The following is a 15,433-nucleotide window of genomic DNA, read 5'->3' as shown; positions in this document are numbered from 1 at the left end:
CCCGCACATGGCCACCCTCACCGCGCCGCGCGCGCACGACCTCGCGCCGCCGCCGTCGCCCCCGCGACGGCGGCGCCGCGAGACGTTCCTGCGCGGACCCGCCCTGCTGCTCGTGCCCGCCGGCGCCGTCATCGCGGCGCTCACGGCCTGGCCGCTCGTCCAGCTCATCGTCATGTCGTTCCAGGAGTTCGGGCGCGCGCAGATCTTCGGCGCACCGCCCGAGTTCGTGGGGCTGGACAACTACGTCCGCGTGCTCTCCGATCCCGGATTCTGGGCCGTCCTCGCCCGGAGCGTCGCCTTCTGCGCGGTCAACGTCGTCCTCACGATGGTGCTCGGGGTCGGCGTCGCCCTGCTCATGACGCGCCTCGGCCGCTTCCTGAAGGGGCTCGTCTCGATCGGCCTGCTCCTCGCCTGGGCGATGCCGCCGATCTCGGCGACGACGGTGTGGGGATGGATCTTCGACACCCGCGCGGGCCTCGTGAACCACGTCCTCACGGCGCTCACGCCGCTGGACATGCGAGGGCACTCGTGGCTCATCGAGCCGATCGGGTTCTTCTTCGTCGCGACCGTCATCGTGACGTGGATGGCCGTGCCCTTCGTCGCGTTCACGACGTTCGCCGCGCTCACCCAGGTGCCGGGCGAGGTGCTCGAGGCTGCGAGCCTCGACGGGGCCACGGGCGCGCAGCGGTTCCGCCTCGTCACGGTCCCGTACATCCGCAGCGTCCTCGTCGTTCTGCTCATCCTGCAGGTGATCTGGGACATGCGCGTGTTCACCCAGATCTACGCGCTGCAGACGATCGGCGGCCTCCGCGCGGAGACCGACACGATCGGCGTCTACATCTACGCGACCGCGACGGCCGGCGGCGATCAGGGTGCGGCCGGGGCGATCTCGGTCATCCTCGTCGTCTTCATGATGGCGGTCGCGGGGTACTACGTCGTCGCGACGCTGCGCGAGGAGGAGTCGAGAGCATGAGCAGCCGCCCCCGCTCGCGCGTCGCCCGCGCGGGCCTGAACGCCCTCGCGGTCGTTGTGTTCCTCGCGAGCGCGTTCCCCGTGTACTGGATGGTGAACTCGGCGCTGCTGCCGAACGCCGTCGTGACCTCGTCCGAGCCGCACTGGTGGCCCGACCGGTTCACGCTCGCGAACTTCGTCGAGGTCGTCACGGAGCCCAGCGGCAGCATCGCCTTCCTCCCCGCGCTCGCGATGAGCGTCGGCGTGACGCTCGCGGCGGTCGTCTTCGCGCTCCTGTTCGCGTTCCTCGCAGCCCTCGCGCTCAGCCGCTTCCGCTTCCGCAGCCGACGCGCCCTCATCGTCGCGGTGCTCGCGATCCAGATGATCCCCGCAGAGGCGCTCATCATCTCGACCTACCGCGTGCTCGACGGATGGCAGCTGCTCAACTCGGCCGTGGGGCTCGCGCTCGTCTACATCGCGATGGTGCTGCCGTTCACGATCTGGACCCTCCGCGGGTTCGTGAACGGCGTGCCGATCGAGCTCGAGGAGGCCGCGCGCGTCGACGGCTGCACGCGGATGGGGGCCTTCTGGCGGGTGACCTTCCCGCTGCTCGGCCCCGGCCTCGCCGCGACGGGCGTGTTCGCCTTCATCCAGGCATGGAACGAGTTCGTCTACGCCCTCGTCATCATGACGCGCCCCGAGGCGCGCACGCTGCCCGTGTGGCTGCGCGCCTTCGTGCAGGCCACCAAGGAGACCGACTGGGCCGCCATCATGGCGGGCTCGACCCTGTGCGCGATCCCCGTGGTCGTCTTCTTCCTCATCGTGCAGGGGCGGATGGCCCAGGGCATGGTCGCGGGGGCGGTCAAGGGATGACCGGGGTGCGGATCGGTCTCGACGTGGGAGGGTCGAAGACCGACGCCGTGGCGGTCGCCGCGGACGGCTCGATCCTCGCGCGCCGGCGCAGCGCGACCGAGCGCGGCGACGTCGGCGTGGTCGACTCGATCGTCGCGGCCGTGGAGGCCGTGTCGACTCGGGCCGGGTCCTCTTCGATCACCTCGATCGGGATCGGCATCCCCGGTCAGACCGACGGGCGGACCGTGCGGCACGCCGTGAACCTCGACGTCCGGGAGCTGCCCCTCGCCGACGCGGTGGAGGCGCGGTGCGGGGTTCCGGTGGCGGTCGAGAACGACGTCAAGGCCGCGGCTCTCGGCGCGCATGCGCTCGCGCCCGCCGCCGGCCCGCTCGCGCTGCTCAACCTCGGCACCGGCATCGCCGCGGGCGTCGTCGTCGACGGCCGCCTCTGGCGCGGCGCGGGCGGCGCGGCCGGCGAGATCGGCCACGTGCCGATCGATCCGGCCGGCCCCGTGTGCGCGTGCGGGCAGACCGGCTGCATCGAGGCGCTCGCGGGCGGCCGCGCGCTCGCCGCCCGCTGGGCGCGGCCCGGAGCGTTCCCCGTCCGCGACCTGCTCGATGCCGCCGACGAGGGCCATCCGCTCGCGCTGCGTCTGCGGGTGGACTTCGTGCGCGGCGCCGCCGCGGCCATCCGCCTGCTCGCGCTCGCGGTCGACCCGCGCCGCATCGTGCTCGCGGGCGGACTCGCGGCGCTCGGCGACCGGATGGCCGACATCGTGTCGGAGGAGCTGCGGCGGTCGTCGGCCGCATCGGGCTTCCTCCGCTCCCTGCACCTGGGTGAGAGGATCGAGGTGCTGCCGGCAGGGTCGCCGGCAGCGGCGCTCGGCGCCTCGCTCATCGACGCCCCCGTCCCCGTCTGAGAGAAGGTCACCGCATGGCCGAAGTCATCATCGTCCCCGACGCCCCCGCGGGCGGCGCCATCGTCGCCGACGAGATCGCGCGACTCATCCGCCGGCGGCCCGACGCCGTGCTCGGTCTCGCGACCGGATCGACGCCGCTGCCCGTCTACGAGGCGCTCCGCACGCGCCTGTCGGGCGTCGACGTCTCGCAGGTGCGCGGCTTCGCGCTCGACGAGTACGTCGGCATCGACCCGGCGCACCCCGAGTCGTACCGGTCGGTGATCTCGCGCGAGGTCGTCGAGCCGCTCGGATTCGACCCCGCGCGGATCCGCACACCCGACGGGTCGCTCGAGGGCATCGAGCACGCGGGCGATGCGTACGAGGCGGCGATCGAGGAGGCCGGGGGCGTCGACCTGCAGATCCTCGGCATCGGCACCGACGGCCACATCGGCTTCAACGAGCCGGGATCGTCGTTCGCGTCGCGGACGCGCGTGAAGACCCTCACACGGCAGACGCGCGAGGACAACGCGCGGTTCTTCGACTCGATCGACGACGTCCCCATGCACTGCATCACGCAGGGGCTCGGCACGATCCTGCGGGCGCGCCACCTCGTGCTCCTCGCGTTCGGCGCGGGCAAGGCCGAGGCGGTCGCGGGCGCCGTCGAGGGCCCCGTCAGCGCCTCGCTGCCGGGGTCGGCGATCCAGCTCCACCCGCACGTCACGGTCGTCGTCGACGAGGCGGCGGCGTCGCGGCTGCGCGATGCCGACTACTACCGCTACGCGTGGGACAACAAGCCCGACTGGCAGGGCATCTGACGATGACGGCGTTCGAGCTCGCGGTGCAGGACGCCGCGGGTGTGACCGTCGCGGCGCACGTGCGGGCCGACCGCATCGAGCTCGCGACCGCGCTCGCGCTGGGCGGGCTCACGCCGTCCGCCGGGCTCGTCGAGCTCGCGGTCGCGTCGGGCATCCCCGTGCACGTCCTCGTCCGTCCGCGCGCGGGCGGCTTCGCCTACGACGCCGACGACCGCGCCCTCATGACGGCAGACGTGCGCGCGGCGATCCGAGCGGGCGCAGCGGGCGTCGTCGTCGGCGGCCTCGTCCAGGGCCGCGTCGACGCCGACCTCGTGCGGGCGGCGCGCGACGCGGCCGAGGGCAGGGAGGTGACGTTCCACCGCGCGTTCGATGCGCTCGGCGACAGGGCGCGCGCCGTGGACGAGCTCGCCGAGCTCGGCGTCACCCGCGTGCTCACGTCGGGAGGCGCGTCGCGCGCCGCGGACGCCCTCGACGAGCTCCGCGCGCTCGTGCGCCGCGCGGACGGCGCCATCCAGATCATGGCGGGCGGCGGTGTCGATGCCGGCAACGCGGCGGACGTCGCCGCGACGGGCGTCGACGCGGTCCACGCGTCCGCCAAGCGCACCGTCGTCGACGCCGTGCCGGTCGCTCTGGGATTCGGCGCTGGCGCGGGCGCCGTCGCCTACGAGACCGCCGACGAGAGCGCGGCCCTGGCCATCCGCTCAGCCCTCGGCCGGGTCTGACCAGCCGAGGGGGATCACGGCGCGAAGACCTTGCCGGGGTTGAGGATCCCGCGCGGGTCGAACACCCGGGCGATGTCGCGCTGCAGGCGCCACTGGTCGTCGCCGAGCTCGTCGGCGAGCCAGCGGCGCTTGAGGAGACCCACGCCGTGCTCGCCCGTGAGCGTGCCGCCGAGGCGCAGAGCCGAGCGGAAGAGGTCGTCGGCGGCGGCCCACACGTGCGCGGGGACCTCGTCGCCGTCGAAGACGAAGTTCGGATGCAGGTTCCCGTCGCCCGCGTGCGCCACCGTGGGGATCACGACGCCATGTTCGCGCTCGACGCGCGCGATCTCGTCGAACATCTCGGGCAGACGGCTGCGCGGCACCGAGACGTCCTCGATGAGCGAGGTGCCGAGGGCCGCCATCGCGGGGTGCATCGCACGGCGGAAGGCGAGGAGGCGCTCGCCCTCGCCGGCGTCGTCGGTCATCGCGACCTCGCCGCCCGCGTCACGCAGCACGCGCGCGATCGCCTCGGCCTCCGCGCGGGCGCCCGGGCCGTCCGTCTGGATCGTGAGCTGCGCCGAGCCCGGCGCCGTCTCGGCGACCCGCAGCAGCGCGCTGATCGCGGCGACCGCGGCGGCGTCGAGGAGCTCCATGATCGCCGGCTGCGCGCCGGCCGCGGTGACCGCGGCAGACGCCCGCGCGGCTGCGCGCACCGACGGGAAGAACGCCGAGAGCGTGCACACGTCGCCGGGCACGAGGCGGCGCAGCTTGAGCGTCGCCCCCACCACGACGCCGAGCGTGCCCTCCGACCCGATGAGGAGCGATGTGAGGTCGTAGCCCGTCACGCCCTTCACGCTGCGGTGCCCGGTGCGGATGAGCCGCCCGTCGGCGAGGACGACGTCGAGGCCCAGGACCGCGTCCCGGACGACGCCGTACTTCGCGCAGAGCAGGCCGCCCGCACCCGTGGCGATGTTGCCCCCGACGGTCGAGATCGCGCGGCTCGCCGGATCAGGCGCCCACCACAGCCCGTGCGGGGCGAGCGCCGCGCCGAGATCGCCGTTCAGGATGCCGGGCTCGACCACGGCGAGCAGATCGTCGGGGGAGATCTCGAGGATCCGGGTCATCCGCCGCACGGACAGGGCGATCTCGCCCGGCCCCGCGTTCGCGGCACCCGCGAGACCGGTGCCGGCGCCGCGCGTGACGACGGGCGTGCGGGTCTCGTGCGCGATGCGCAGCACCGTCTGCACGTCGGCGACGGACTCGGCGTGCACGACCGCGAGCGGCGGGCCGTCGGAGCGGAAGCCCGACCGGTCGGCGCGCGCCTCCTCGAGGGACGCGGCGAGCGTGTCGACCCGCTCGCCGAGGGCGTCCTGCAGCCGGGCGAGCGCGTCGGCCATCACAGCTCGCGGCGGTTGTGGAGGAGGCCGATCACGACCGCGGCCACGCCGAACGCGATGCCGCCCCACGCGAGGCCGAGATCCCACAGCGCGATGGTCGCCGCGAGGAAGACCGCGAGCTCGACGACCGCGCGCACGAAGGGGTGCACCGCGAATACGGCCTTGGGGGAGACGAACAGGGCCCACACGAGGATCGCGAGCGCGGGAGCCGCGATGCCGACCACCATGCTCCACGGGAACGCCCACGCGACGAACCCCCAGACCGCGAGGGCCGCGATCGCCAGCAGCTCCGAGAGGAAGCGGAGCGCGTCGAGGACCGTGATGCGGCGCGGCGAGACGCCGGGGGTCGCGGGGGCAGCGGAGTCGGGCATGGACTCCAGTCTAGAACCGCCCGCGCCCGCGGCTCTCAGGCGTCGGCGCCGGGCTCGGCGCCCTCGATCGTCGTGTCGGGCTCGCCGGAGACGGCCTCGCGGATGAGACCGTCGAACTGCTCGTCCCGCAGCTCGATTCCCGCGTCGTCGAGGCGCCGGCGGAGCATCCGCCGCAGCTCCTCCTCCGACGCACGGCCGGTCGCGAGGTCGCCCTGCACCTGCACGAGGATGCCGCGGACGCGCTCGTCGGAGGTCGTGTCGTGCGTGTCCTCGCGCGGCTCGGTCTGCAGGCCCCTGTCGTCCTCGGGGCCCGCGGGCCCGACGCCCGCGATGTCGTTCTGGTCGCCCTCCTCGGGCGACGCGGGCGCCGTGCCCTCGACGTCGACGAGGTCGGCGGCCCCGCTGTCGGCGCCGCCGCGCCCTGCCGGCACCTCGTGCGCCGCGCGGTCGTGCTGCTCGGAGGTCATCGGATGCCCTCCTCATCGTCCGCGATGAAGACATCCTCTTCGCCCAGGTACCCGTCGTCGACCTCGCGCTCGTCGTCCGGGAGCACGGGATGGTCGGCCGCGGTCTCGGGCAGCGGCCCTCGGTCGTCCGCGAGGTCGGCCGGGTCGCGGTCGTCCTCGAGCGCATCGAGGTCCGCATCCGCCGGGACCTCGTGCCGCGTGGGCGCCGGCTCGATGGGCCGGGTCTGGATGTCGGGGTCGGTTCCTTCGACGTGAGCCATGTCGTCCTCCTCGCTCGGTGTCTCCAGAGTGCCGCGCGGCGCGTCCGCCCGCCAGGGGTTGACAGCGTCTCGGCCCTGGCCGATAGGGCGCGTGCCGGAGGGTGTCAACCCGCTGGCCCTCTCGCGCGCACACAGGGGAGGGTGGGGTCATCGAGAGAGGACACCCGATGACGCCCGTCGCGCCCGAGCCGCTGTGGATCCGCACCGGTCCGCCCATCCCCGTCGACCGCGAGCACGTGCTCCACCCGGACGTCGTCGTGGCAGGTGCGGGGCTGACCGGACTCGCGACCGCGGTGGCGCTCGCGCGCGCCGGTCGGCGCGTCGCGGTGTGCGAGGCGCGCACGGTCGGCGCCGTCGCGACGGGCAACACGACCGCGAAGCTGTCGCTCCTGCAGGGCTCGGTGTACGGAGAGATCCGCGCGCACGCCGGCGTCGAGGCGCTGCGCGCCTACGCCGCCGCTCAGCGCGCGGGAGCGGACTGGCTGCGTGCGATCGCGGAGTCCGTCGACGGCGCCCTGCGCGACGAGCCGGCGTTCACCTTCTCGACCACCGACGAGGGCGATGCGGCGCTCGAGCGGGAGGCCGAGGCGCTCGAGGCCTCCGGCGTCGACGCGGTCTGGGGGCCCACCGAGCAGACCGGCCTGCCCTTCGCCGTCTCGCGCGCGCTGCGCATGGAGGGGCAGGCGGCCCTGCACCCGCGCCGCGTCCTCGCGGCGCTCGCGGCCGAGCTGCGCAGCCGCGGCGGCACGATCGTCGAGGGATGCCGCGTCACGGGCCTCGAGGACGCTCCCGACGGCGTGGGCGTCGCGACGACGCGCGGCGTGCTCGCCGCGGCCCACCTCGTCGTCGCGACGGGTTCGCCCGCGATCGACCGCGCCGGGTTCTTCGCGCGGCTCGAGCCGTCGCGCTCGGTCGTCGGCGCCTATGCCGTGGACGGCCCGCCGCCGGAGGGCATGCACCTCTCGGTCGACCCGCAGGCCCGATCGCTGCGCACCGCCGACGACGGCGCGGGCGGGCGCCTCCTGCTCGTCGGCGGGGGCGGGTTCCGCACCGGCCGCGGCGACGCGGGCGCCATGCTCGCCGACATCGACGCGTGGACCGCCGAGGCCTTCCCCGGGGCCCGCCGCGTCACGTGGTGGGCGGCGCAGGACTACCGCACGATCACCCGGCTGCCCTTCGCGGGCGCCGAGCCCGGAACCGACGGGCGGGTCCTCACGGCGACCGGATACGACAAGTGGGGCATGGCGAACGGGGCGGCGGCCGCGCTCGCGATGGCGGGCGAGATCCTCGACGAGCGCCCGAGCTGGGTCGACGGGCTGCGCTCGCCGCAGGTGGGCGTGCGGGACGCCGCGACCGCGGTCGGCGCGAACGCACGCGTGGCGAAGGAGATGGCGAGCGGATGGACGAAGGCGCTCGTGAGCCGCGATGCCGAGCCGCCCGCGGAAGGCGAGGGGCGCGTGGAGACCCGGGGCGCGCATCCGGTCGCGGTCTCGCGCGTGGACGGGCGACTGTGCGCGGTCTCGGGCGTCTGCACCCACCTCGGCGGCATCCTGCAGTGGAACCCGGCCGAGCGCTCGTGGGACTGCCCGCTGCACGCATCGCGCTTCGATCCCGAGGGCCGCGTGCTCGAGGGCCCCGCGACGAAGGACCTCGCCCGGATGGACGACGCGCCGGCTCGATAGGGTGGCCCCGAGACCGTCCGCGTCCGACGCGCCCGCACCCGGCGCGCCGCGGTCGGCCGAAGGGGGTAGTGCATGGACGGAATCGTCGACACGGCCGGGAGCATCGGCATCGTCGTCGCCGTCGTGATCGTGGTCGTCGTCCTCGCGGTGGCGGCGCTCATCGGAACGCTCGTGCTGCGCGCGTGGTACAAGGTCGCGCGCGCCGACGAGGCGCTCATCATCGTCGGCAAGAAGCAGAAGGCGAAGGACGGCACCTCGTCGAACGTCGCGGTGATCCGCGGCGGCGGCGCGATCGTCAACCCGATCACGCAGCGTGCGGAGACGCTCTCGCTGCGGGCGCGGCAGATCATGGTCAAGCCGACCGCGCAGTCGATCCAGGGCGTGACGGTCGACGTCACGGGGGTCGCGCTCGTGAAGATCGGCTCCACGCCGGAGGCGATCGCGAGCGCCGCCGAGCGCTTCGTCTCGCAGGACGACGCGATCGAGGTCTTCACGACCGAGCAGCTCGAGGGCGCTCTGCGCGGCGTCGTCGCGACGCTCACGGTCGAGCAGCTCATGCGCGACCGCCAGGAGCTGTCCGACCAGATCGCGACGCTCATCAAGAGCGACCTGGAGGACCAGGGCCTCGTGCTCGACAGCTTCCAGATCCAGGGCATCACCGACCAGAACGGCTACATCGACGCCCTGGGCGCCGAGGAGGTCTCCAAGGTCAAGCGCCAGGCCGAGATCGCCCGCATCAACGCCGAGCGCGAGATCAAGGCGCGCGAGATCGCGACGAGCGAGGAGACGCTCATCGAGCAGACCGCGTTCGACCGCAACACCGCGTCGGCCGCGGCGGAGGTCGGCCAGGCGCGCGCCGAGGCCGAGCAGGCTGAGGCCCTCGCGCGGGCGAAGGCGCAGCAGGGCGTCCTCATGCAGGAGGCCGAGAACAAGCAGGCCGAGCTCGACGCCGACGTCAAGCGCGTCGCCGACGCGGCGCTCTACGAGCGGCAGAAGCGCGCCGACGCCGACGCGTACGCGCGGGTCAAGGAGGCCGAGGCCGAGGCCCTCATCGCCGAGCAGGAGGCGCGGGCCATCCGGATCAAGGCCGAGGCCGACGCCGAGGCCGTCCGCCTCGAGGGCGACGCGCGGGCGGCGGCCATCGAGGCCGAGGCGGCGGCGCTCGCGAAGAACCAGGACGCGTTCCTCGCCCAGCGCGCGCTCGACGCGCTCGTGCCGATGATGACGGAGTTCGCGAAGGGCTACGCGAACGTCGGCTCCGTCACGGTGCTCTCGGGCGGCGGTGCGGATGGCGCGAGCGCGCACCTCGCGGGGGAGACCGCGGCCGGGATGCGGTCGATGTTCGACAGCGTCCGCGCGGCGACCGGCGTCGACCTGTCGGCCGTCATCCAGGGACACGCGGTCGGACGCGGGATGGCCGCGGGCCAGCGCGCCGACGACGCCGCCTCGGCTGAGCCCGCTCCTGCGGCGCCCGCCGCGGAGCACACGGCTGCGTCGGCGACGTCGCCGGAGGCGGGAGGCGCCCCCGCGCCATCCGACGCTCCCGCCTGACCTGCTCATCGGACAGCAGAGGGGCCCGTCACCGCGGTGACGGGCCCCTCTGCTGTTCGGGCGGCTCAGGCGCGCCGGTACTGCGACGCCAAGGGGCAGTCGAAGGGGTCGCGCGCGGCGAGGCCCACGCGGTTGAGGTAGGCGATGACGATGCCGTACGAGCGCAGCAGGCTCGTCTCGGTGTACGGCACGTCGTTCGTCGCGCAGAAGTCGCGGACGATCTCGCGCGCCTTGGCGAGGTGGGGGCGCGGCATGCTCGGGAAGAGGTGGTGCTCGACCTGGTAGTTGAGCCCGCCCATGAGCCAGGTGGCCCACCATCCGCCCGCGATGTTGCGCGAGGTGCGGACCTGCTTCGAGAAGAAGTCGAGCTTCGCATCGGGCGCGATGACGGGCATGCCCTTGTGGTTCGGCGCGAAGGACGCGCCCATGTACACGCCGAAGACCGCGAGCTGCACGCCGAGGAAGGCGAAGGCCATGCCCACCGGGAGCAGGAGGAAGAGCGGCGTCAGGAGGAGCGCGAAGCGCAGCGCGATGATGCCGAGCTCGGTCCAGCGTCCCTTGACCGGGCCGCGAGACAGCAGGTGCTTCAGGCTCAGGTAGTGCAGATTGACGCCCTCGAGCGTGAGGAGCGGGAAGAACAGCCAGCCCTGCCGCTGCGTGATGAGGCGGCGCAGGCCCCTCGCCCCGGCGGCGTCCTCCTCGACGAACGAGATCGTGTCGATCTCGATGTCGGGGTCCTTGCCGACGCGGTTCGGGTTCGCGTGGTGACGGCTGTGCTTGGCGTCCCACCAGGCGTAGCTCATGCCGATGCTGCCGGCGAGGATGCGCGCGAGGCGGTCGTTCGCGGGGCCGCTCGCGAGGATCTGGCGGTGTGCCGCTTCGTGCGCGAGGAACGCGACCTGCGTGAAGATGACGCCGAGCGCGCCCGCGATGAGCAGCTGGAACCAGCTGTCGCCGAGGAGCAGGAAACCGGCGATCGCGCCGCCGAGGGCGACGAGGATCCCGGCGCCGACGAGGGCGTAGAAGACGCGGGCGCGGCGCAGCAGCCCCGTCTCGCGCACGACCTGCGACACCTTCGTGTACGCCTTGGCCATCGGAGGGAACGTCTCTGTTCCGGAGTAGGTCTGGCGCACAGCGCCGAGACGGGAGGCCACGGGTGCGGTCTGGGTGAGGGAGATGGACTTCTCCTGTCGTGTCGGCAGCCGTTCGGCTCCTGGAGCCAAGGGCGGATGCCGATCGCTGGTCTCAGGCTAGCTCGCGCCGTATGCGGCGTCGCGCATACGGAGGGAGGTGCCAGGGGATGCGCCGGAGACGCCCAGGGGGCGGTGCGCCGGAATGCGCGGGCGCCGCGCGTCGTTGCGCACGTCATCCCCTCGGCGTGGGCCGCGCCAGGGAGAGAGGACACCGATGGACGGACTCGAGATCACCGTGCTCCTGGGCGCCGCCGTGCTCGTCGGAGCGCTCGTCGCTCCGCGGCTGCGCGTCGCGGTTCCCCTGCTGCTGCTCGCGTTCGGACTCGTGCTGGGGTTCGTGCCCGAGCTGCGCGAGGTGCAGCTGCCGCCCGAGACGGTGCTCCTGCTCTTCCTGCCGGTCATGCTCTTCTGGGAGAGCCTCACGACCTCGCTCCGGGCCATCCGGCGCGACCTGCGCGGCATCGTGCTGATGAGCACGCTCCTCGTCGTCGCGACCGCGTTCGCGGTCGCGGGCGCCGCGCACCTGATGGGCCTGCCGTGGGAGATCGCCCTCATCCTCGGCGCCGCGGTCGCCCCTCCCGACGCGACGGCGGTCGCCGCGCTCGGGCGGACCCTGCCGCACCGGAACTTCATGGTGCTGAAGGCCGAGAGCCTCACGAACGACGGCACCGCCCTCGTCATCTCGTCGGTCGCCGTCGGCGTCGCGATCGGAGGCCAGTACACGCCGTGGACCATCACGGGCCTCGTCGTGCTGTCGTACGCGGGCGGGGTCGTGGCCGGCCTCGCGGTCGCGGGCGTCGCCTATCTGCTCATGCGCCGCCTGCACGACGCGCTGACGATCAACATCGCGCTCCTTCTCACGCCGTTCGCGGCGTTCCTCGTCGCCGAGCTCGTCCACGCGTCGGGCGTGCTCGCGGTCGTCGTGGCGGGGCTCATCGCGGCCTGGGTCGCGCCGCGCACGACGACGGCCGCCTCACGGCGCCAGACCGAGGCCGCGTGGCCGCTCGGGACGTTCCTCCTCAACGGCGCGCTGTTCGTGCTCATCGGGCTCGAGGTGCAGCATGTCGCGCACACGATCGACGCGCGCGAGGTCGGCCGGCTCCTGGGCGTCACGGTCGTCGTGTGGCTCGTGACGCTCGTCGTCCGGTTCGCGTTCCAGATGACCACGGTCACGATGATCCGTCTGCTCGATCGCCGTCCGTCGCAGCGCGAGCGGCGGATGAGCCATCGCGCGCGGGTGGTCAGCACGGTGGCGGGCTTCCGGGGCGCCGTCTCGCTCGCGATCGCGCTGTCCGTTCCGCTCGCGACCGCGGACGGCTCCGCGCTCGCGGGGCGCGAGGACATCGTGTTCGTCACGGCGGGCGTCATCGTGCTCACCCTGCTCGTGCAGGGGCCGCTCCTCCCCGTCGTCGTGCGCTGGGCTCGCCTTCCGGAGGACCGGGCGAGCGACGAGGAGTACGAGCTCGCGCAGCGGGCCATCACGGGTGCGGCTCTCGCGTCGCTCGACGAGCTCGCGGCCGCGCACGCGGTGAGCGACGAGGTGCGCGACCGCATCCGCGACGACGTCTCGGAGGCGCTCGAGCTCGCGAACGCGCAGCGTCAGGCGCGCGAGCAGGAGCGCGTCGACCGCGAGGTGGCCGTGCTCGAGGGGATGCTCGGCCCGTCCGACGACGCCGAGCGCGCCGCCGAGGCTGCGGCGATCGAGGTGCTCACGATGTCGCCGATCACGCGGCACGAGGAGCACACGCGTCTCCGGCTCGCGCTGCTCGCGCGCAAGCGGGAGGTGCTCTACGGTCTCCGGGCCGACGGCTCGGTCGACGACGGCGTCGTGAACCGCATCCAGGCGCGGCTCGACCTCGAGGAGCTGCGGCTCACGGGCATCGAGCCCGTCGCCTGACCCCGGTCGCGCCGTCGAGAGCTGATCCCCTCGACGCGGAGGCGATGCGGGAGCATCCTGGTCGCATCCGACGCAGTCAGGAGGCGGGCATGATCATCTCGACGCCCCATGAGGACGACCCCGACCCGCAGGTCGCGGCCATGTACGCGCACGACCTCGAGGCGGACGGCCTCGTGTTCAGCCATACCCGCGCGATGGCCATGAACCCCGCGGCGCACGCGGCGTTCGAGGCGCTCGTGCGCGCCGTCGTCCCGTCGATCGGGCTCCGCGTCTACGAGCTCGCGACCCTCGCCGCAGCTGCCGCGATCGGGTCGGTGCACTGCCTCCTCGCGCACGGCAGGAAGACGCTCGACGCAGGCCTCCTCGACGAGGACGGGCTCGCGCTCGTGCTCCGCGATCCCGAGGCCGCGGGCCTCGACGAGCGCGACGTCGCCGTGATGGCGTTCGCGGCGCACCTGTCGCAAGATGCGTCCTCGATGACGGACGACGACTCGGCGCGGCTGCGGGCCGTCGGCTTCTCCGACCGGCAGATCGTCGACATCGCGCTCGCCGCAGGGGCGCGCAACCTCTTCAGCCGTACGCTCCAGGCGCTCGCGGTGCCGATCGAGGACGTGCCGCGGCTGAGCCCGCAGCTGTCGCAGGCCCTGCGCGAGGCCGCCGAGAGACGCGGGGCCGCCGCATGACGGCCATCACCGCCGTTCTGGGCGACATCACGGAGCAGGAGGTGGACGTCGTCGTCAACGCGGCGAGCAGGGCGATGCGCGGAGGCGGCGGCGTCGACGGCGCCATCCACCGCGCGGGCGGCCCCGAGATCCTCCGCGCGTGCATCGCGCGGTTCCCGCACGGGCTCGCGACGGGCGACGCGGGGTGGACGACCGCCGGTCGCCTGCCTGCGCGGTGGGTCGTGCACACGGTCGGCCCGAACCACGCGGCGGGCGAGCGCGACCGCACGCTCCTGGAGTCCTGCTATCGGCGAGCACTCGCGGTCGCGGACGAGCTCGGTGCGCGCAGCGTCGCCTTCCCGCTCATCAGCGCGGGCATCTACGGATGGCCCCGGGACGATGCGATCGCGGCTGCCGTGGAGACGATCGCGGCGTCGCGCACACGGGCGGAGGAGGTGCGCATCGTCGCGCGCGATGCGGAGACGCACGCGCGGGTCGCCGCGGCGATCGAGACGCTCGGCCGGCCTCCGCGCGGCTGAGCGCGCCGCGCGGCCGTTCGCCGGGCGGCGACGCCCCGTTCACCGGCGCGTCTCCGCCGCGCCAGCCGGGCGACATCCCGAGGAGGCACCCTGCGGGCGAGGCGGAGCCGGCCCCGAGAGCCCTGCCGGCGCCCGCCGCCGACGAGAGGGAACCCCGTGCCCATCCGCCAGTCCGAGCACCCGCTGCCCGATCACTTCCTCGTCCACATCTCGGACACGCACCTCGTCATGCCGGGGGAGCGCCTGTGCGGCGTAGCCGAGGCGAGCGAGCGCCTGCGCGAGCTGCTCGGCTCGCTGGCCGGGACGGGCATCCGCCCCGAGGCGCTCGTGTTCACGGGCGATCTGGCCGACCGGGGCGAGCCCGAGGCGTACGTCGAGCTGCGCGACATCGTGGAGCGCGCGGCCGCGGAGATGGACGCGCGGATCGTGTGGGTCATGGGCAATCACGACGACCGCGCGACGCTGCGGCGCACGCTCCTCGACGCCGCGCCGACGACCGAGCCGCTGGACCGCGTCGAGTGGCTCGGCGGGCTGCGGCTCGTCGTCCTGGACTCGACCGTGCCCGGGCACGCGCACGGCGAGCTCGAGCCGGGCCAGCTCGCCTGGCTGTCCGACGTGCTCGCGACGCCCGCGCCCGAGGGGACGATCCTCGCGATGCACCACCCGCCCGTCCCGTGCCTGCAGGACCTCGCCGTCACGGTCGAGCTGCGCGACCAGGCGGCCCTCGCCGACGTCCTGCGCGGCACGGATGTGCGGGCCATCCTCGCGGGGCACCTGCACTACAGCACGACCGCGGGGTTCGAGGGCATCCCCGTGTCGGTCGCCTCGTCGACCTGCTACACGCAGGACCTCTTCACGCCCGGCCGGGGGACGCGCGGAAGGGATGCAGCACAGAGCGTCAACTTCGTCCACGTCTACGAGCGCACGGTGATGCACACGGTGGTGCCGGCCGCCGGCGCGGCGACGGTGGGGCGCTTCGTCGACGAGGCGGCGACCGCGCGCCGCCTCGAGGAGGAGGGCGTGGTGATCCCGCCGTCCGCGAACCCGTACGCGCCCGAGTGGGCGCGGCGCGCCATCCCGTCGCCGGTCGGGAGCGAGCCCGCGGCGGCGCTCCCGCTGCCCGTGGCCCGGTGACGCGACACGCGTTCCTGTCGAGCGCCCGGCGCGGGTACCGTCGAAGGGTGGGGAGAAGGAGC

Annotated in this window: 16 protein-coding genes; 11 read left to right on the top strand and 5 right to left on the bottom strand. The window is 74.0% G+C overall.

Features of this window, described 5'->3' with window-relative positions; all coding sequences use genetic code 11:
• Positions 1-7: 7 nt before the first annotated feature.
• From M1D46_RS14805 to M1D46_RS14785, 5 genes are read left to right on the top strand one after another with little or no spacing between them, the layout of a single operon-like run.
• Positions 8-973 carry a carbohydrate ABC transporter permease gene (locus tag M1D46_RS14805; RefSeq protein ID WP_271174513.1) on the top strand — a complete coding sequence of 322 codons (966 nt, stop codon included), beginning with the start codon at positions 8-10 and terminating at the stop codon, positions 971-973.
• Complete coding sequence (locus tag M1D46_RS14800) at positions 970-1,824, top strand: carbohydrate ABC transporter permease (protein ID WP_271174512.1); 855 nt, start codon at positions 970-972, stop codon at positions 1,822-1,824. Before M1D46_RS14805 ends, M1D46_RS14800 begins: the two co-directional genes overlap by 4 nt.
• Entirely contained in the window at positions 1,821-2,723 is a 903-nt protein-coding gene (locus tag M1D46_RS14795; protein WP_456285938.1) for an ROK family protein, read from the top strand. The genes M1D46_RS14800 and M1D46_RS14795 overlap by 4 nt, the downstream gene beginning before the upstream one ends.
• 14 nt (positions 2,724-2,737) lie before the next feature.
• Positions 2,738-3,517: a glucosamine-6-phosphate deaminase gene (locus M1D46_RS14790; RefSeq protein ID WP_271174511.1), complete on the top strand. Its 780-nt coding sequence runs from the start codon at positions 2,738-2,740 to the stop codon at positions 3,515-3,517.
• Positions 3,518-3,519: 2 nt separating this feature from the next.
• On the top strand, positions 3,520-4,239 hold the full coding sequence (locus M1D46_RS14785; RefSeq protein ID WP_456285937.1) for a copper homeostasis protein CutC: 720 nt from the start codon (positions 3,520-3,522) through the stop codon (positions 4,237-4,239).
• Between the two features lie 14 nt (positions 4,240-4,253).
• Here M1D46_RS14785 and M1D46_RS14780 read toward each other — a convergent pair whose 3' ends face one another.
• The 4 genes from M1D46_RS14780 to M1D46_RS14765 are packed head-to-tail and all read right to left on the bottom strand — an operon-like array spanning position 4,254 to position 6,713.
• Positions 4,254-5,615 carry an FAD-binding oxidoreductase gene (locus M1D46_RS14780; protein ID WP_456285936.1) on the bottom strand — a complete coding sequence of 454 codons (1,362 nt, stop codon included), beginning with the start codon at positions 5,613-5,615 and terminating at the stop codon, positions 4,254-4,256.
• On the bottom strand, positions 5,615-5,986 hold the full coding sequence (locus tag M1D46_RS14775) for a YrdB family protein (RefSeq protein WP_456285935.1): 372 nt from the start codon (positions 5,984-5,986) through the stop codon (positions 5,615-5,617). The genes M1D46_RS14780 and M1D46_RS14775 overlap by 1 nt, the downstream gene beginning before the upstream one ends.
• Before the next feature lie 35 nt (positions 5,987-6,021).
• A complete protein-coding gene (locus tag M1D46_RS14770) occupies positions 6,022-6,453 on the bottom strand; it encodes a hypothetical protein (RefSeq protein WP_456285934.1) in 432 nt (143 codons plus the stop codon).
• Complete coding sequence (locus M1D46_RS14765; RefSeq protein ID WP_271174506.1) at positions 6,450-6,713, bottom strand: hypothetical protein; 264 nt, start codon at positions 6,711-6,713, stop codon at positions 6,450-6,452. Before M1D46_RS14765 ends, M1D46_RS14770 begins: the two co-directional genes overlap by 4 nt.
• 167 nt (positions 6,714-6,880) lie before the next feature.
• Between M1D46_RS14765 and M1D46_RS14760 the strand changes: the two genes are divergently transcribed.
• Together M1D46_RS14760 and M1D46_RS14755 are read left to right on the top strand one after the other, a co-directional pair.
• On the top strand, positions 6,881-8,395 hold the full coding sequence (locus tag M1D46_RS14760) for an FAD-dependent oxidoreductase (protein WP_456285933.1): 1,515 nt from the start codon (positions 6,881-6,883) through the stop codon (positions 8,393-8,395).
• 72 nt (positions 8,396-8,467) lie between these two features.
• The gene (locus M1D46_RS14755) at positions 8,468-9,946 is read left to right on the top strand and encodes an SPFH domain-containing protein (RefSeq protein WP_456285932.1); all 1,479 of its coding nucleotides are present in this window, start codon (positions 8,468-8,470) and stop codon (positions 9,944-9,946) included.
• Positions 9,947-10,011: 65 nt separating this feature from the next.
• Here M1D46_RS14755 and M1D46_RS14750 read toward each other — a convergent pair whose 3' ends face one another.
• Complete coding sequence (locus M1D46_RS14750) at positions 10,012-11,040, bottom strand: fatty acid desaturase family protein (protein ID WP_456285931.1); 1,029 nt, start codon at positions 11,038-11,040, stop codon at positions 10,012-10,014.
• 313 nt (positions 11,041-11,353) lie between these two features.
• Here M1D46_RS14750 and M1D46_RS14745 point away from each other — a divergent pair, with 313 nt between their 5' ends.
• The 4 genes from M1D46_RS14745 (at position 11,354) to M1D46_RS14730 (ending at position 15,371) form a co-directional block, all read left to right on the top strand.
• The gene (locus M1D46_RS14745) at positions 11,354-13,036 is read left to right on the top strand and encodes a Na+/H+ antiporter (protein WP_456285930.1); all 1,683 of its coding nucleotides are present in this window, start codon (positions 11,354-11,356) and stop codon (positions 13,034-13,036) included.
• An 89-nt stretch (positions 13,037-13,125) separates the two neighbouring features.
• Positions 13,126-13,719, top strand: coding sequence for a carboxymuconolactone decarboxylase family protein (locus M1D46_RS14740; RefSeq protein WP_456285929.1), 594 nt, complete (start codon positions 13,126-13,128; stop codon positions 13,717-13,719).
• Positions 13,716-14,237 carry an O-acetyl-ADP-ribose deacetylase gene (locus tag M1D46_RS14735; protein WP_456285928.1) on the top strand — a complete coding sequence of 174 codons (522 nt, stop codon included), beginning with the start codon at positions 13,716-13,718 and terminating at the stop codon, positions 14,235-14,237. The genes M1D46_RS14740 and M1D46_RS14735 overlap by 4 nt, the downstream gene beginning before the upstream one ends.
• A 156-nt stretch (positions 14,238-14,393) precedes the next feature.
• The gene (locus M1D46_RS14730; protein ID WP_456285926.1) at positions 14,394-15,371 is read left to right on the top strand and encodes a phosphodiesterase; all 978 of its coding nucleotides are present in this window, start codon (positions 14,394-14,396) and stop codon (positions 15,369-15,371) included.
• The last annotated feature ends 62 nt before the right edge of the window (positions 15,372-15,433 follow it).

It is taken from the genome of Microbacterium sp. JZ70 (assembly GCF_053903225.1).
Note: the sequence above shows the minus strand (reverse complement) of the source record. Positions and strands in the feature narration are given on the sequence as shown.

What these genes read in the sequence shown, in the direction of transcription:
- M1D46_RS14775 (WP_456285935.1), bottom strand. Translation starts at nt 5,986, where the DNA reads ATGCCCGACTCCGCTGCCCCCGCGACCCCCGGCGTCTCGCCGCGCCGC.
- M1D46_RS14795 (WP_456285938.1), top strand. Translation starts at nt 1,821, where the DNA reads ATGACCGGGGTGCGGATCGGTCTCGACGTGGGAGGGTCGAAGACCGAC.
- M1D46_RS14740 (WP_456285929.1), top strand. Translation starts at nt 13,126, where the DNA reads ATGATCATCTCGACGCCCCATGAGGACGACCCCGACCCGCAGGTCGCG.
- M1D46_RS14765 (WP_271174506.1), bottom strand. Translation starts at nt 6,713, where the DNA reads ATGGCTCACGTCGAAGGAACCGACCCCGACATCCAGACCCGGCCCATC.
- M1D46_RS14745 (WP_456285930.1), top strand. Translation starts at nt 11,354, where the DNA reads ATGGACGGACTCGAGATCACCGTGCTCCTGGGCGCCGCCGTGCTCGTC.
- M1D46_RS14760 (WP_456285933.1), top strand. Translation starts at nt 6,881, where the DNA reads ATGACGCCCGTCGCGCCCGAGCCGCTGTGGATCCGCACCGGTCCGCCC.
- M1D46_RS14735 (WP_456285928.1), top strand. Translation starts at nt 13,716, where the DNA reads ATGACGGCCATCACCGCCGTTCTGGGCGACATCACGGAGCAGGAGGTG.
- M1D46_RS14780 (WP_456285936.1), bottom strand. Translation starts at nt 5,615, where the DNA reads ATGGCCGACGCGCTCGCCCGGCTGCAGGACGCCCTCGGCGAGCGGGTC.
- M1D46_RS14770 (WP_456285934.1), bottom strand. Translation starts at nt 6,453, where the DNA reads ATGACCTCCGAGCAGCACGACCGCGCGGCGCACGAGGTGCCGGCAGGG.
- M1D46_RS14800 (WP_271174512.1), top strand. Translation starts at nt 970, where the DNA reads ATGAGCAGCCGCCCCCGCTCGCGCGTCGCCCGCGCGGGCCTGAACGCC.
- M1D46_RS14790 (WP_271174511.1), top strand. Translation starts at nt 2,738, where the DNA reads ATGGCCGAAGTCATCATCGTCCCCGACGCCCCCGCGGGCGGCGCCATC.
- M1D46_RS14805 (WP_271174513.1), top strand. Translation starts at nt 8, where the DNA reads ATGGCCACCCTCACCGCGCCGCGCGCGCACGACCTCGCGCCGCCGCCG.
- M1D46_RS14755 (WP_456285932.1), top strand. Translation starts at nt 8,468, where the DNA reads ATGGACGGAATCGTCGACACGGCCGGGAGCATCGGCATCGTCGTCGCC.
- M1D46_RS14785 (WP_456285937.1), top strand. Translation starts at nt 3,520, where the DNA reads ATGACGGCGTTCGAGCTCGCGGTGCAGGACGCCGCGGGTGTGACCGTC.
- M1D46_RS14750 (WP_456285931.1), bottom strand. Translation starts at nt 11,040, where the DNA reads ATGGCCAAGGCGTACACGAAGGTGTCGCAGGTCGTGCGCGAGACGGGG.